Origin of the sequence: Frankia sp. R43 (genome assembly GCF_001306465.1) — a bacterium.
Classification (GTDB): Bacteria; Actinomycetota; Actinomycetes; order Frankiales; family Frankiaceae; genus Parafrankia; species Parafrankia irregularis.
In genome coordinates, this window is sequence record NZ_LFCW01000002.1 from 1,246,795 (window position 1) to 1,260,743 (window position 13,949).

A 13,949-nucleotide genomic window follows, 5' to 3' on the forward strand; every position below is an offset into this window, starting at 1 on the left:
GCGGCGCGGCGGATTCACTTGGCCGTGAGTCTCCTCCGGGCAGCCAGCCCAGATCGGACGCGTCATAGGGAACGACGGCGACATAATCGGTTGGCCCGTTCTCGGTCACCGTGCGGACGCTGTCGGTGGCATGGTCCGAGACACACAACCGGCCGTCGGCCCGATCACGGGGATCATGTGTCTTGTCTCTGTGTGCGGCGGGGTGCGACAGACGACAGCCCCGGTCAGCCGCGGGGCAGGCCCAGGATCCGCTCGGCGATGACGTTGAGCTGGATCTCCATGGTGCCGCCGCCGATCAGCTGTGTCGGCACGCTGAGGTAGCGGTCCACGCGCGCACCCGCGGGGCCGTCGGCCAGCGCGGCCTTGGCACCGAACCAGCGCATCGACCGCTGGCCGATCTCGGCGACGAGGAAGCCGGAGGCGACCTTGGAGACGCTGGATTCCGCGCCGGGGCGCAGCCCGGACAGGGTGCGCTGGGTGGTGCGCAGGGCCATCGCAGCCAGCGCGTGGGCGGTGGCGAACATGGCGCCGACCTCGCGTGTCGTGTCCCGCGGCGCGCTGGCGAGCTCACCCGAGGCGACGAGGTCGAGTAGTTGGGTCGGGATGTGCTGCATCCCGCTGATACTGACCCGCTCGTTGCCGAGCGTAGTGCGGGCCAGCGGCCAGCCCTGGTTGACCTCCCCGACCAGGCGGTTATCGGGTACGAAGACGTCGTCGAGGAAGACCTCGTTGAACAGGTAGCCGCCGTTCGCCTCGCGCAGCGGCCGGATGTCCAGGCCGGCGGCCAACATGTCGACGACGAAGTAGGAGATGCCCTTGTGCTTGGGGGCCGCAGGGTCGGTTCTGGCCAGGCAGATGCCGTAGTCCGCTTCCCGGGTGCCGGTGTTCCAGACCTTCTGACCGGTCAGCAGCCAGCCGCCTTCGGTCTTCTCGGCCCGGGTCGACAGGGACGCGAGGTCGGAGCCGGCGCCCGGCTCGCTGAACAGCTGGCACCAGCGCAGGCCGCCGCGCAGTGTCGGTGGCACGAAGAAGTCCTTCTGCTCCTGGGTGCCGTGCGCGAGGATCGTCGGCAGCGCCCAGTCACCGATGATCAGTCGTGGCTGGGTGACCCCGGACCGTTCGTACTCCTGCTGGATCACCAGCTGCTCGACCGGGCTCGCGGCGAGGCCGTAGGGCTTCGGGTAGTGCGGCAGGACGAGCCCCTCGTCCGCGAGCCGCTGCCGGCGGGCCGGCCCCTCGGCGGGCAGCGCCGCGACCTCGGCGAGCACTCCCGCGACGCGGGCCCGGAACGCCTCGTCCGCGTGTGACAGGTCGATGCTGAAATCGCGGGCGGTGTGCTGGACGAGTTCGCCCGTCAGATGTTCCCAGTCGGCGATCGGGCCCAGCAGGTTCTCCAGGACCATCGCTCGGCGCCAGTAGAAGTGGGCGTCGTGCTCCCAGGTGTAGCCGATCCCACCCAGCAGTGTGATCGTCTGCAGGCCGATCTCGGTGGCTCGCGGCAGGCAGGCGACCGCGGCGCCGGCGGCGGCGAGGGCGAGTTGCTCGTCGCCCTGCTCCATCGCGCGGGCTGCGTCCCAGGCCGACGCCGACATCGTCTCGACGTCGATGAACAGCCGGGCGCACTTGTGCTTGATCGCCTGGAACGAGCCGATGGGCCGGCCGAACTGCTCGCGGATCTTCGCGTAGTCGATGCCGGTCGTGACGCACCACCGTGCGAGCCCGACCGCCTCGGCGGCGAACAGCACCGCCGCGACCGCTCGGACCTGTGCGGAGTACACGTCGAGGACCTGTTCCGGGCCGACGGTGACGTCGGTCAGGGTCACCGTCCCGACGGCGCGGGTGTGGTCGACCGGTGCGCCTGCGGTCGCCTCGATGCCGCCGCCGGGTTCGGCGGTGAACCAGACCTCGTCGCCGTCCGGAGTGGTCGCGCCGAGAATCAGGATCGCCGCCCCGGGGGCGCCGAGCACCGGCAGGGTGGTGCCGGTGACCCGGTAGTTGCCGTCGGGGCCGGGCGTGGCTGTGACGCCGTCGGCCGCGAGCGCCGTGGCCCCGGTCGTGCCGGCCGCGAGCGCTGGCAGCAGCCGCTTGCGCAGGCTGTCGTCGCCATACCGGGCCAGCACGCTGCTGGTCAGCACGCTGGGCAGCAGCGGGCCGGGCAGCAGCCCGCGTGCGCTCTCCTCGACGACGACCGCCAGTGCCAGCGCCCCCGCCTCGGCGCCGCCGAGATCCTCCGGCAGGTGCAGCGAGGTCAGTCCCTGATCGACGAGCGCCTGCCAGTAGTCGGGAGCGGTGCCCGCGACCCACTCTTCCGACCCCGCTCGGACCCGCTCGGACCCGGCGTGCCGAGCGACGAAGCCGCGCACGGCGTCCGCGAGGGCGGCGTGGTCCTCGTCAAGACCAATGGACACGGTGCATCACTCCTCGCGGCCGACGAGCAAGCCGTCGGCCCATCTGGGACTCTCAGGGCATTGAGCAAAAACTGCGCGAGCGTGACGGCCCGCCCAGGTCCGGCGCGGTGGGCCCGGCTGCCCGTGCCCGGCTGCCCGTGCCCGTGCCCGTGCCCGCGATCGTGGGCAGCCAGGCCAGAGCCGTGCGGGTCAGTGGGCGGGGTGCAGGGCGACGAGTTGTTCGCTCTCGTCCCAGAGCCGCTGGGCGAGGCCCAGGTCGGCGGCGACGGTGCTCAGCGTCGCCGGCTTGCGCCGGTCGAAGTAGACGCCGGTGGTCGTGGCGAGCTCCGGGGACGTGGCCAGGGTGATCGAGGGGACGGCGCCTCGCACGGCGGTCAGCGGCTCCGGGAGATTCGCCAGCGCGGCGTTTGACGCCACGTTGTCGCGTGGCACGGTGACCGCGTGCGCGAGGTCGGCTTCGCGGGGCTGGCCCAGCTGGGTGGCGACGTAGCCCGGGTTGAGGGCGTTGACGGTCACGCCGGAGCCGGCGAGCTGGCGGGCCAGGATCTGCATGAAGTAGAGGTTGGCGAGCTTGGACTCCGCGTAGACCTGGAGCGAGTGGAAGCGCTCGCGGTGCTGTAGGTCGTCGAAGCAGAGGCCGTCCGGTGCCGCGCGGTAGGCACCGGACGAGACGATCACGATCCGGGCCGGTGCGCTCGCGATGATCCGTTCCCGCAGCAGGCTGGTCAGCAGGAACGGGCCTAGGTGGTTGACGCCGAACGCCGCCTCGAACCCCTCCGCCGTCTCCCAGCGGTGCCCGCCCGGCGCGAGCCCCGCGTTGTGGACGAGGACGTCGATGCGCGGGTAGCGGTCCAGTACGGTCGCGGCGAACTCGCGGATCGAGGCGAACGACGCCAGATCGAGCGGCACGAGGTCGACGGCCTTGCCGGTCCGGCGCTCGATCTCGGCCACCGCCGCGGAGCCGCGGCGCGGGTCTCTCGCGGTGGCGACGACCCGTAGGCCCCGCTCCGCCAGGCCGAGGGCCGTTTCGAGGCCGATGCCGGTGTTCGCACCCGTGACGATCGCGACCGGCTGGGTGACGCCGTTGTTCATAGTCGAGTTCCTTCTGTTGTGGCGTGGCGCGTAGGCACGGTCAGTCGTCGGACCACTCGGCGGCGACGCTGCCCCGCCAGCGCGGCGACCGCCGTTCCAGGAAGGCCAGGACGCCTTCCTTGGCGTCCGGTGCGCCCATGGTGTGGTGGTGGGCAGCCGTCTCCCGGGCCTCCACGCCGGCGGGGTCCAGTCCCCAGGTGTCCCAGAGCAGCCGCTTGCTGTACGCGACGGACAGCGGGGCGGTGTTGACCGCGATGTCCCGGGCGATCTCCAGGGCTGCGGGCAGGACCTCCTCGTTCGGCAGCACCCGGCTGCAGACGCCCAGCTCTCGGGCCTCCTGGCCGTCGAACGTGCGCCCGGTCAGCAGGATCTCCGCCGCGCCGGACATGCCCGCGATCCGGGGCAGCGTCCAGTGCGAGTAGGCATCCCCGAGCACGCCACGACGGGCCTGGACGATGCCGTACTTCGCGTCGGCCGCGAAGATCCGGATGTCGCACTGCAGGGTCAGGGTGAAGCCGATGCCGATCGCGTGGCCGTTGACCGCCGCGATGACGGGCTTACGCACCCGCCACGCCGGCATGCTCAGCCCCGCCGCGCTGAACGCCGCGCTGCCGGGACGGGCGAACGTGTCCCCGCCGGACGTCATGTCCGCGCCGGCGCAGAACGCCGGCGGCGTTCCCGTCAGCACGACCGCCCGGACCGCGTCGTCGGTGTCGCACCGCTCGTACGCCGCCACGAGGTCGCGGGCCATCGAGCCGCCGAACGCGTTACGCACCTCGGGCCGGTGCAGGGTGAGCGTTGCGACGCCGTCGGTGAGGTCGAACAGGACCGTCACCGTTGCACCGTCCCGGAGGCGGAGGCGGCGGCGGGGGCCTGGCCGTCGGCCTTCGCGGACGCGGCGTGCAACGACCGTGCCACGTCACCGAAAAGGTCGTCACCGACCGGGTAGCCGGGGAAATAGGCACAGACCCGGTCACAGTCGCCGTAGCGGCGGACGATCTCCTCGGCCACCTGGTCAGGGGTGCCGCAGACGGCGATGGTCTCGAACATCTCGTCCGTGACCAGCTCGGTCATCCCGGCCCAGTCCCCGCGCTTGGAGCGCGCGTTGAGCTCGGGCTGCAGGTCGCCCCAGCCCTCCACCTCCAGCACCGGCCGGTAGGACGGAGTCGAGCCGTAGAACCCGATCAGGCTGCGCGCCGCCCGCGCCGCGGCCAGCTCCTGCTCCGAACGCCCGACCGCGACGATCACCTCGGCGGTGATCTCCAGGTCGGCGCGGCTACGGCCGGCGGCGGCGAGGCCGGCCTCGATCGCCGGCATCGTGCGTTCCCGCATATGCCGGTCGCTGTTGAACGGCATCACCAGGATCCCGTCGGCGACCTCGGCCGCCATCTGGTTCATCTTCGGCCCAAGCGCGCCCACCAGCACCTTCGGCACACCGTACGGGTTCGGCCCCGGATTGAACGCCGGGGTCATCAAGGTGTGGGTGGTGTATTCGCCGCGGAAGTCCAGCCGGGCGCCGTCCTGCCAGCTGCCCAGGATCGCCTTCGTCGCCTGAACCCACTCGCGCATCTGCGCCACCGGCCGACCCCACCGGGCGCCGTACCGCTTCTCCACGTGCGCCCGCACCTGCGAGCCGAGCCCGAGCCGGAACCGGCCCTGCGACAGCAACTGCAGATCATAAGCCGCGTGCGCCAGATGCAGCGGGCTGCGCGGAAACGCGATCGCGACGTTCGTCATCAGATCCAGCGAACACACCGGCGCTGCCGCGACCAGTGGAAAGAACAAATCATGCGAGTTCTCGAAGCTGAACACCCCGTCCACCCCGGCACGCTCCAGCGCCCGGGCCCGCTCGGCCGCGTCCACGACCGAATTCGACAACATCACATCCAGCTTCAGCGCCATCGCCGGCTTCCGCTCCTCGTCTCCCGATCAAAATGCGCACAGCGGTATGGCCTCTGCCGCCTCTGTCCAACGAGGCCGGGCGCGATTCTGGCGGTGGCGCCAGGCTCCGCCCGTCGATTCGGCGGATACCTGGGCGTCCGTCAGGCGGCCCCATCGGGAGCGAGACCGAGCTGGGCAGGCGTCGGTCCGAGCTCGGCGGCTGCCGAGGTCAGCAGCTCGGCGTCGAAACGGTAGAAGTCGATCGCGTTGAGGCCGAGGATGCGCCGCGCCTCCGCCGGCGGCACTCCGGCGACGGCGGCTGCGATGGAACCTCGGCTGTCGGGCCAGGTGCCCTCGGTGTGTGGGTAGTCGCTGCCCCACATCATGCGTTCGACGCCGGCCTCGTGCCGGCGGCCGGCATCAGCGGCCCGCATGAAGCTCACTCCGAACCAGATGTTCTCCCGCAGGAACTCGCTCGGCGCCTGCCCCAGGCCTTCGATGAACTTCGGACCCACCAGCTCGCGCATGGCGTCGCCGGTGTCGTACTCCACCTTGCCGGCGAGGACGGAGTGCAGGCCGTCGTGCGTCAGTGCGTCGTTGAGTACGCCGTCGAAGCTCTGCTCGGTGACCACGTAGCGCAGAGTCGGATGCCGCTCGAAAAGGCCGGACCAGATCAGCAGCCACAGGTTGCGGTGCGAGTAGAAGGTGAACTCCTGGAGGTACACGAGCCGGGCCATGCCCGGCTTGCCGCCGTAGTCCGGCGACCCGCTGCCGCCGTGGTGGTTGATCGGGATGTCGAGGTCGGCGCACGCCGCCCAGATCGGTTCGTAGCTCTCGTCCCAGATCGGCGGGATCGGCGCGCCCGGCGGGATCGGCGGCAGCAGGATGCCTCCGGTCAGCCCGTTGTCGCGGGCCCAGGTGAGCTCTCTGACCGCCTCGTCCGGCTCGTTGAACAGCACCTGCGCGATCCCGGCCCGCCGGCCGGGCACTTCGCGGCAGAAGTCGGCGAGCCAGCGGTTGTGTGCTTTCAACCCGGCCCAGCGGCGCGGGTAGTCAGCCGCAGTCGGGGGACCGGCGACGAGCGCGGTCTGCGGGCAGAACGGCGGATTCGTGTTCGGGAAGATCACCTCGGCGACGATGCCGTCCTCGTCGAGGTGACCCAGGCGTTTCGTGCTGTTCCAGTTGCGGTCCGCACGCACCTCGTCGAGATCGCTCCAGGGATTCACAAAATCGCGCGACCAGCTGTCGAAATCGTCGTGCCATGTCCGCGGAAGATAGTCGCGATAGCCGAGTAAAGGCGCACCGGCGTGGCAGTCTGCCGACACTATGACCACCGGCTCTTCGGCCGTCGCGGATTCGGCCTCCATGTACCCTCCAGAGCAATAATGGCTGCTGCCGACCAGGGCACTGTAACACCTGTAACATTGGGCGTAAAGTCGAAAGGTCGGTCGTAGCCGGATCGACGCAGTGGGCGCCGGTCGAGGCGTGGGAGCGGCAGCGGAAGATCACGGGGTGCGTCAGGTTGGCGAACGGCCTGGAGGACGCCGTTGCCTTCGCGGAAGCGCCGGCTGCTCTGGCGCGGTAAGCAGGCGGCCCGGGGCCCGGGACGCCGCCCGTCGAGGCGCCGACAGACTGGCGGAGGTTGGCCGTGAGTCCGACGTCGACCTCTACTGCGGCCGGTCGACGACCCGCGAGGTGACCCGCGCGGAACGTAATCTTGAGATGGCCGTCCGGATGGAATGGCCACCCCGCCTCATCAGGCCGTCGCTGAGCGCAGGATCCGCCGTGACGCGAGGGCGAGCTGCAGCCTTAACCGGCCCGCCGGTTCCTTCAGCGGCCATCCAAGGACAACCTCGGCGTGCGCGAGCCGGCCCTGAAGCGTGGAGTGGTGCACGTTCAGCGTTCTCGCCGCGTCACGAAGGCTGCCAGTACTCGCGACCGCGTCGAGCGTGGCGAGCATCCAGGGAGCTGTCGCCGCGGTCCGGTGGAGCGCCTGGATGTCAGGCACCGCCCGCGGGCACGAGTCGACCGCCGGGATCAGAAGAGCGAGGACGCCGAGCTCATCGGCGTGCACGACCCGAGGGCCCGGGTCGGCCTCGGTGCCGTCAGCGGTGAGCCGCAGTGCCAGTCGGGCCGCGTCCCACGAGGCCGGAAGGTCGGCGGGCTCGACCGCCGGGCCGATCCCGGCGCGCTGCTTCTGGATCCGCCTGGCGTCATGGGCCAGCACGAGCGCGGTTCCGTCCTCCAACGCGATGGCCCGGACGCGTGCGGGCAGCCGCAGCCGACGTACCGCCGCGAGCCGGTCGCTCTTGGAGACCCGGGCATCGAGGACCAGTTCGAGCGAGGCGGACTCGTCGAGGTGAGCCTGGCCGGCGGTCCTCTCCAAGGCCGCCCGGACCGCGGCCGCCGCACGTTCGAGCACGACGGCCTGGAGGGTTGGAACCGGCCGGCGCGCTTCCAACCACAGCGCCGCGCCGACCGCGTTGACCGCGGCCGTAGGCCAGGTCGGATCAGGGGCGGATGACGGCGACTGCGGGGTGCCGTCGGGCAGCACGCGCACGGCGTGCCGCCCGATCGGGTCAGCCAGCCGCACCGGGCAGGCGGCAAGCTCCGCGGCACTTGCCACGATCGCCGGCAGATTGGCCCGGCTCGCCACCAGCAGATCGAAATGGGCGATCACACGAATCGCGACGGCCGCCTCCTCGTCCAGGTCCGCCAGCCGCACCGCGAGCTCCCTCATCGGCTCATAATCGCCCCCTGCCGCGCACGCCGGCCAGTGGCCGTAGATCTCGGACGTGCGACCTGCCGCGGGACTCACGCACCTGGCCGAGCCGGTGACGGTGATCCACACGCCATTCGGCGGGCCGCGCCCGTCGGTTGGCGGCTATCGGCGGCCCCGGCGAGCGGCCAGAATCGCGGGGACTCGTCATGCCGAGGCACTCCGCCACCTCGGCTGCCTGAGGAAGAGACGGAGCAGCATGAGCGACCAGACCGGCGTGCACGTTCCGACGAGTGTCAGTGAGGTCGCACGCCAGTTCCTGGCAGCTCCCGCGCCTGACCGGGCCACCTATCCGGCTCTGGCCGACGCCCCGGCGTGGTCGCGACTCATCGACATCGCCGATTCAGCCCTCCGGGAGCGATTTTCCGGCTTCGATTTCCCGGTGGACGTGCAGGACACGAAGATCGGGGGGGTGCGCACCTTTGTCCTGAATTTGCAAGGTATGTCAACCGAGGAGACTCCGATCTACCTCGACGTCCACGGAGGGGCACTGATCACGGGCGGTGGAGAGGTGTGCCGTCTGATCAGTTCGGCCACCGCGATGATCAACGGAATGATCACGTGGGGTGTGGACTACCGGATGCCGCCGTCCCATCCCTATCCGGCCGCGCTCGATGACTGTGTCGCCGTCTACCGGGCACTTCTTGAGAAACGCGAACCTTCGGACATCTTCGTCGGCGGAGGCTCCGCGGGTGGGAACCTCGCGGCGGCACTGCTCGTGCGGGCGAAGGAGGAAGGTCTGCCGATGCCCGCCGCTCTGGTGCTGCTCAGCCCCGAGGCCGATCTCACCGAGTCAGGCGACACCTTCTTCACCAACAGGCTGTTCGACAACGTCCTCGGAAGCCTCCACGACGTGAACCTGCTCTACGCCGACGGCCATGACCTGTCCGATCCGCACCTGTCCCCGCTGTTCGCCGACCTCGTCGGATTCCCGCCGACCTTCCTGCAGTCCGGCACCCGGGATCTGTTCCTGTCCAACACGGTCCGCATGCATCGCCGACTACGGTCCGCCGGCGTCGAGGCGGAACTACACGTCTTCGAGGCGATGCCCCATGGCGGATTCGGCGGCACCAGCCCGGAGGATCTCGAGATGTACGCCGAGATGCGTAGGTTTCTCGACCGCCACCGCCGGATGGGCTGACACCGGTCCGGCTCACCAGAATCCGGTCGACAGGGCCCCGTAGACTGTGTGACCCCGGTTCCGCGTCCGTCGCGGCGGTTGCGGAGCCGGTCGATTTCTGGCGGAGTTTCACCGCCTCGATCGGCCCTCGCAAATAGGACATGACCATGCGGTGCCTTCCCGGCACCCGTGTCGTCACATGCGACGCGCCCCCGCCGACGTCGGTGATCTCGGCCATTGTGGTCACCTCGTCGGTCGGCCATGAATAATATTGCTCGTTTTATATGCAGGGGTGTGCGTTGTTGATGCAGGCCCGTAGGAGAGGCCGCAACCCGCGGCGGCGAGAATCTCCACGACGTTCACCCGGCGGATCCCTTTCCAGTTATTCGCCTTCTGGTAGGTCGGATCCGTCTGCCCTCGCGATCTTTCAGAGAAGGAGCACTCGCAATGCGACATTATGGTCGGGTCGCCCTGGTCTTATCCGTGGCCTGCGCCGTCGGCGTCGCCGGCTGCTCGGCCGGCTCGAAGGGGAGTAGTGCCGGGACGGTCACCGTGAACCCGGCGCTCAGCAAGCTCGGCCCGGACCACGGGTGGAGCCAGACGAACGTCACCGTTGGTGCGAACAGCCTGGCGTGCAGCGCGCCAGCGTCGAACCCGAACCGTGGTGTCACCGCGACCTCGGTCAGGATCGGGTTGCTCGCGACGGCGACCAGCCCGGGAGGCGTCGCCTTCGGCGACTTCCCCACCGGTGCGAAGGTCCGCATCGACGCGGCGAACACCGCGGGCGGTGTCAACGGCCGGACGATCGACCTGCTCGGTACCCGCGATGACACAGGCGACGCCGGCCGGAACGGCGGCCAGGCCGAGGCCCTCGTCGAGAAGGACCAGCCCTTCGCCGCATTCGTCCAGACAATCGACGCCAACTACATCGACGCGTTCTGCTCTGCGGAGATGCCGTTCTTCGGCTGGGGCGGCAACTCGGGGTTCTGCGGCAACGCCATCGGCTTCGGGATCACCGGATGCGCGACCCCGAAGACCGGCGACCCACGCGCCTACGACACGGGCGGCGCGCTGACCATGGCCAACGCGCTGCCCGCGGGCACCGCCAGGACGGCGGCGCTGATCGGTCTCGACAACGACTCGGCCCGACAGGGCATCATCACCGTCGGCCAGGGCATGCAGGCGGGCGGCTTCAAGATCGTCTACGAGGAGTCGCCCATCCCGATCTCCGGGCTGAAGGACGCCACCTCGATCGTCAACGACATCATGCGGGCCGACTCGGGCAAGCCCCCGGCCGTCGTCTTCTTCGTCGCCCAGTTCGGTGACGCGGTGAAGCTCTCCGGTTCTCTGAAAGCAGCCGGCTACAAGGGCATGATCGTCTCACCGCTCTACGACCCCCGGGTCTCGACCGTGCCCGAACTCGAAGGCACATATGCCCTGCTGGGGTGGCAGGGCGGCTTCGCCACCGACGTTCCGGCCGTCGCGCAGATGGTCGCGGACTTCAGGAAGTACTCTCCCGGCACCGCCCTGAGCCTCACGGCGACAGCCGGCTACTGGGCTGCGGACATGCTGGTCAAGGCCCTCCAGAAGACCGGCGAGAACCTCACTGTCGACAGCTTCCTGAAGACCCTCAACACCAACTACACCAACTACGTCCCTGGCACGGTCCCGGAGACCCGCTGGCCCCTCAACCACGTCGCACCCTCGCCCTGCGGGACACTGGCACATCTCACCAATGGAACCTGGAGCGCGCCCGGACTGCAGTGCGGCGCCATCGCCAAGGCATCCTGACCGGGGGTCCGGCCTCAGAGCGTCGTCCTGCCCGTGGCGATCGTGTCGGTGAGCAGGCGGCCTGTATTCGGTCTCCCAGTGTGAGCAGCTCGGCTCCGGTACGGGCCGGCACTCCGCTGTGGCCGGGTGTCGGGAGTAGGCAGAGCACGAGAACAACCTTGCCCTCGGCGTCGAACACCGGGGCGTTGACCGCGCAGGCACGGTAACGGGCGGCCGGGGCGGCAGCCGCGGACGCAGCTGCCGAGGGAGCCGGTCAAGGCCGGGTCAAAGCGGCATGACTGACCGCCGGAACATGTCGGCGTGAGGGAGTAGCCAGGCCTGTCGCGTCCGGCCGTGCGCGATCATGGCCGTGGCGGCTTGCACGCAAGGATCATTGAGTGCATAATGTATCCATTATCTGATCACGGTGGCGAGGTGGCCAGCGCTGGGGCTGCCGCCTCCCGCCAGACAACCCGTCGGTCTCGACACCCTGACCCGAACCGGACGTGCGCGAGCGGCGGAGGACCTTCGACCTTGTCAGGCTCCTGGTCGCCCGCCCGGGAGCCTGGCTGCGCCGAGCGCCCCTGGCGGCGGGTGGGCGCACGATGTCCCGGACTTCAGCCGACCCAGTCCCCATCGTCTGCATAATGCGACCGTTGATTTGGCGATTGCATCCCTGTAAGACTAGGCGTGCCAGCTTCGGCCCATGACCGCAGGAAGCTTGCTGAGCTGCCGGTGCCGCCCGAGGAGAAGCCTGTGTCGACCGCAAAGCCGATCTCGCGCACATTTGCCGGCGCCGATGTGCCTACCAGCCCCAGAGTCCCGCGGCCTACGAATTCCGCGCGCTGGCGCCGCTGATTCACCGAGCGACGCTTACGCTTGCCGGCGGTGCAAGGACCCCTTCACGATATCTGGCCGGCATGCGTGGGATTTGCGCCCCGACACAAAGGAGACATCCGATGACTCAGGACGCCAGGTCCGCCAAGATGGTGTTCTTTCGATCCGAGGACGCCACGCCGATCGACGACGACGGCATTATGTCGCCTCCCACGATCGACGAGGCCGTGTATGAGCAGCTCGATCTCACCCCCATCGTGCACGGCCAGCGCGTCAGGGTTCTCTTCAAGGGAGAGGGGCCAGATGGCTTCAGTCTCGTCTACTCGTGGTTCGGTGCCGGCTTCCGGCTACCCCGGCACAGCCACTCCGCGGACTGCCTCTACTACGTCCTCTCCGGCGAGATCCTGATGGGCAGCAGGGTGCTGAAGGCCGGAGACGGGTTCTTCATCAAGGCTGACGCCCCGTACGCGTACACCGCAGGTCACGAGGGTGTTGAGGTACTGGAATTCCGTACGTCAACGAGCTTCGACAACAGAATCCTTGACCAGACCGCTGAACGCTGGAAGCCTATCATCGCGGCCGCGGTCGCCAATCAGGACCGTTGGCTCGCTGCCACCGCCGGCGCCTGAGCGTCGAGCCGCGTCGAGTCGACACGGCAAACTCCTTTCCGCAGGCTCGGCAGCGGACAGCTTGAGATCGTGGTCCCCAAGTACCTGAACGGATTTCTGAGGCAGTCTGCATCGCCCATGGCCTGCTTCTGAAGGCCGTAGTGGCGCGGTCCCGGTTAACCGTTGGAAGGTACGCCACCGGCTTACTCCGCGCCATGCGGCGGCGAAACCCGACGCGCTGGGGGAGAAGCCATGGATGGCGGCGTTCGTGGCCAGCGCAGTGTTCGTCCGCCGCCTCACCGGGGCCGTCTGGCACATTCCGGCGCGGACGGCTCGGCCCCCCTGGCGACCTGCATGCCCTGGAACTCGTGCGCCGGGGTCAGGCGCCCTCCGGATCGCTGTGCATCCCAGTGCCTGAGTTCGACACCTCGGTATCAACTGCTTCTGGAGGTTTCTGGCGTGTTCACCCTGCGCTTCGACATGCGGGCCCCGGAGACCGGCGCCCCTGCCACCGAGTTATACGCCGCTGCCCTGGAGATGGCTTCCTGGGCGGAGTCCCGTGGCTGCCTGTCAGCGCTCCTCTGTGAGCACCACATGGCCAGTGACGGCTATCTGCCCGCTCCCCTGACACTGGCCAGCGCGATGGCCGCCCGCACCAGCACACTGACGATCATGATCGCGATCGTCATCCTCCCGTTGCACGACCCGGTTCAGCTCGCCGAGGAGCTGGCGGTCCTCGACATCATCAGCAAGGGCCGTGTCATGCACGTCATGGCCATCGGGTACCGCCCTGCCGAATACGAGATGTACGGCGTCGACTACCACCGCCGCGGCAAGATCGCCGATGAGAAGATCGAAGTGCTTCTGCGGGCCAAGACCGGCGAGGCCTTCGAATACCAGGGCCGCCGGATCCAGGTCACTCCCGCGCCGGTGACGCCAGGCGGGCCGATGGTTTCCTGGGGCGGCGGCAGCATCGCCGCGGCCCGGCGGGCCGGCCGCAACGGCATCGGGTTCTTCGCGCAGAAGGGCGACCCCGAGCTTCGGGTCGCCTACGAGGAGGCCGCCCGCGCCGCCGGTCACGAGCCCGGCATGTGCGTGCTGACGCCGGACGACGCCACGACGACGATGTTCGTCGCCGAGGACGTCGACGCCGCCTGGGAGGAGCTCGGCCCATACCTCATGCACGACGTGCGCAGCTACGCCGCGTGGAACGAGGGCAACACCGACACCGCCAGCCTGTCGTTCGTCGAAACGGCCGAGGAGCTCCGTAGGGAGAACCGCAGCCACCGGATCCTGTCGGTGCCCGAGGCCATCGAGCATGTCCGGACCGGCGCGCCGCTCGGGCTGCACCCGCTCATCGGCGGACTTCCGCCGGAGATCGCGTGGCGGTACCTGAAGGTCGTCGACGAGCAGGTCATGCCCGCTCTCGCCCGGTGAGGCGGCTCAACCAGCAG

10 protein-coding genes are annotated in these 13,949 nt (G+C 69.4%); 4 read left to right on the forward strand and 6 right to left on the reverse strand.

The window, feature by feature from the left end:
* Positions 1–224 precede the first annotated feature (224 nt).
* The 6 genes from ACG83_RS13065 to ACG83_RS13090 all read right to left on the reverse strand — a co-directional run bounded on the left by ACG83_RS13065 (position 225) and on the right by ACG83_RS13090 (position 8,121).
* Positions 225–2,408, reverse strand: a complete 2,184-nt coding sequence (locus tag ACG83_RS13065) for an acyl-CoA dehydrogenase (RefSeq protein WP_054566367.1) — start codon at positions 2,406–2,408, stop codon at positions 225–227.
* 189 nt (positions 2,409–2,597) lie between these two features.
* The gene (locus ACG83_RS13070) at positions 2,598–3,500 is read right to left on the reverse strand and encodes an SDR family oxidoreductase (protein ID WP_054566368.1); all 903 of its coding nucleotides are present in this window, start codon (positions 3,498–3,500) and stop codon (positions 2,598–2,600) included.
* Between the two features lie 40 nt (positions 3,501–3,540).
* Positions 3,541–4,335: an enoyl-CoA hydratase-related protein gene (locus ACG83_RS13075; protein ID WP_054566369.1), complete on the reverse strand. Its 795-nt coding sequence runs from the start codon at positions 4,333–4,335 to the stop codon at positions 3,541–3,543.
* Positions 4,332–5,402 (reverse strand): TIGR03617 family F420-dependent LLM class oxidoreductase, encoded by a 1,071-nt coding sequence (locus ACG83_RS13080; protein WP_063793046.1) that lies wholly within the window; start codon positions 5,400–5,402, stop codon positions 4,332–4,334. The genes ACG83_RS13075 and ACG83_RS13080 overlap by 4 nt, the downstream gene beginning before the upstream one ends.
* 140 nt (positions 5,403–5,542) lie before the next feature.
* On the reverse strand, positions 5,543–6,748 hold the full coding sequence (locus ACG83_RS13085) for an amidohydrolase family protein (protein WP_076834352.1): 1,206 nt from the start codon (positions 6,746–6,748) through the stop codon (positions 5,543–5,545).
* Positions 6,749–7,137: 389 nt separating this feature from the next.
* A complete protein-coding gene (locus ACG83_RS13090; RefSeq protein WP_054566615.1) occupies positions 7,138–8,121 on the reverse strand; it encodes a helix-turn-helix domain-containing protein in 984 nt (327 codons plus the stop codon).
* A gap of 238 nt (positions 8,122–8,359) precedes the next feature.
* Between ACG83_RS13090 and ACG83_RS13095 the strand changes: the two genes are divergently transcribed.
* The 4 genes from ACG83_RS13095 to ACG83_RS13110 all read left to right on the forward strand — a co-directional run bounded on the left by ACG83_RS13095 (position 8,360) and on the right by ACG83_RS13110 (position 13,932).
* The gene (locus ACG83_RS13095; protein WP_054566371.1) at positions 8,360–9,301 is read left to right on the forward strand and encodes an alpha/beta hydrolase; all 942 of its coding nucleotides are present in this window, start codon (positions 8,360–8,362) and stop codon (positions 9,299–9,301) included.
* Between the two features lie 426 nt (positions 9,302–9,727).
* Positions 9,728–11,071 (forward strand): ABC transporter substrate-binding protein, encoded by a 1,344-nt coding sequence (locus ACG83_RS13100; protein WP_054566372.1) that lies wholly within the window; start codon positions 9,728–9,730, stop codon positions 11,069–11,071.
* 938 nt (positions 11,072–12,009) lie between these two features.
* Positions 12,010–12,516: a cupin domain-containing protein gene (locus ACG83_RS13105; RefSeq protein ID WP_054566373.1), complete on the forward strand. Its 507-nt coding sequence runs from the start codon at positions 12,010–12,012 to the stop codon at positions 12,514–12,516.
* A gap of 438 nt (positions 12,517–12,954) precedes the next feature.
* Positions 12,955–13,932, forward strand: a complete 978-nt coding sequence (locus tag ACG83_RS13110) for an LLM class flavin-dependent oxidoreductase (RefSeq protein WP_054566374.1) — start codon at positions 12,955–12,957, stop codon at positions 13,930–13,932.
* Positions 13,933–13,949: the final 17 nt, after the last annotated feature.

Coding starts and splice junctions, on each gene's coding strand:
- ACG83_RS13070 (WP_054566368.1), bottom strand. CDS start 3,500: ATGAACAACGGCGTCACCCAGCCGGTCGCGATCGTCACGGGTGCGAAC.
- ACG83_RS13080 (WP_063793046.1), bottom strand. CDS start 5,402: ATGGCGCTGAAGCTGGATGTGATGTTGTCGAATTCGGTCGTGGACGCG.
- ACG83_RS13085 (WP_076834352.1), bottom strand. CDS start 6,748: ATGGAGGCCGAATCCGCGACGGCCGAAGAGCCGGTGGTCATAGTGTCG.
- ACG83_RS13090 (WP_054566615.1), bottom strand. CDS start 8,121: ATGAGGGAGCTCGCGGTGCGGCTGGCGGACCTGGACGAGGAGGCGGCC.
- ACG83_RS13095 (WP_054566371.1), top strand. CDS start 8,360: ATGAGCGACCAGACCGGCGTGCACGTTCCGACGAGTGTCAGTGAGGTC.
- ACG83_RS13100 (WP_054566372.1), top strand. CDS start 9,728: ATGCGACATTATGGTCGGGTCGCCCTGGTCTTATCCGTGGCCTGCGCC.
- ACG83_RS13105 (WP_054566373.1), top strand. CDS start 12,010: ATGACTCAGGACGCCAGGTCCGCCAAGATGGTGTTCTTTCGATCCGAG.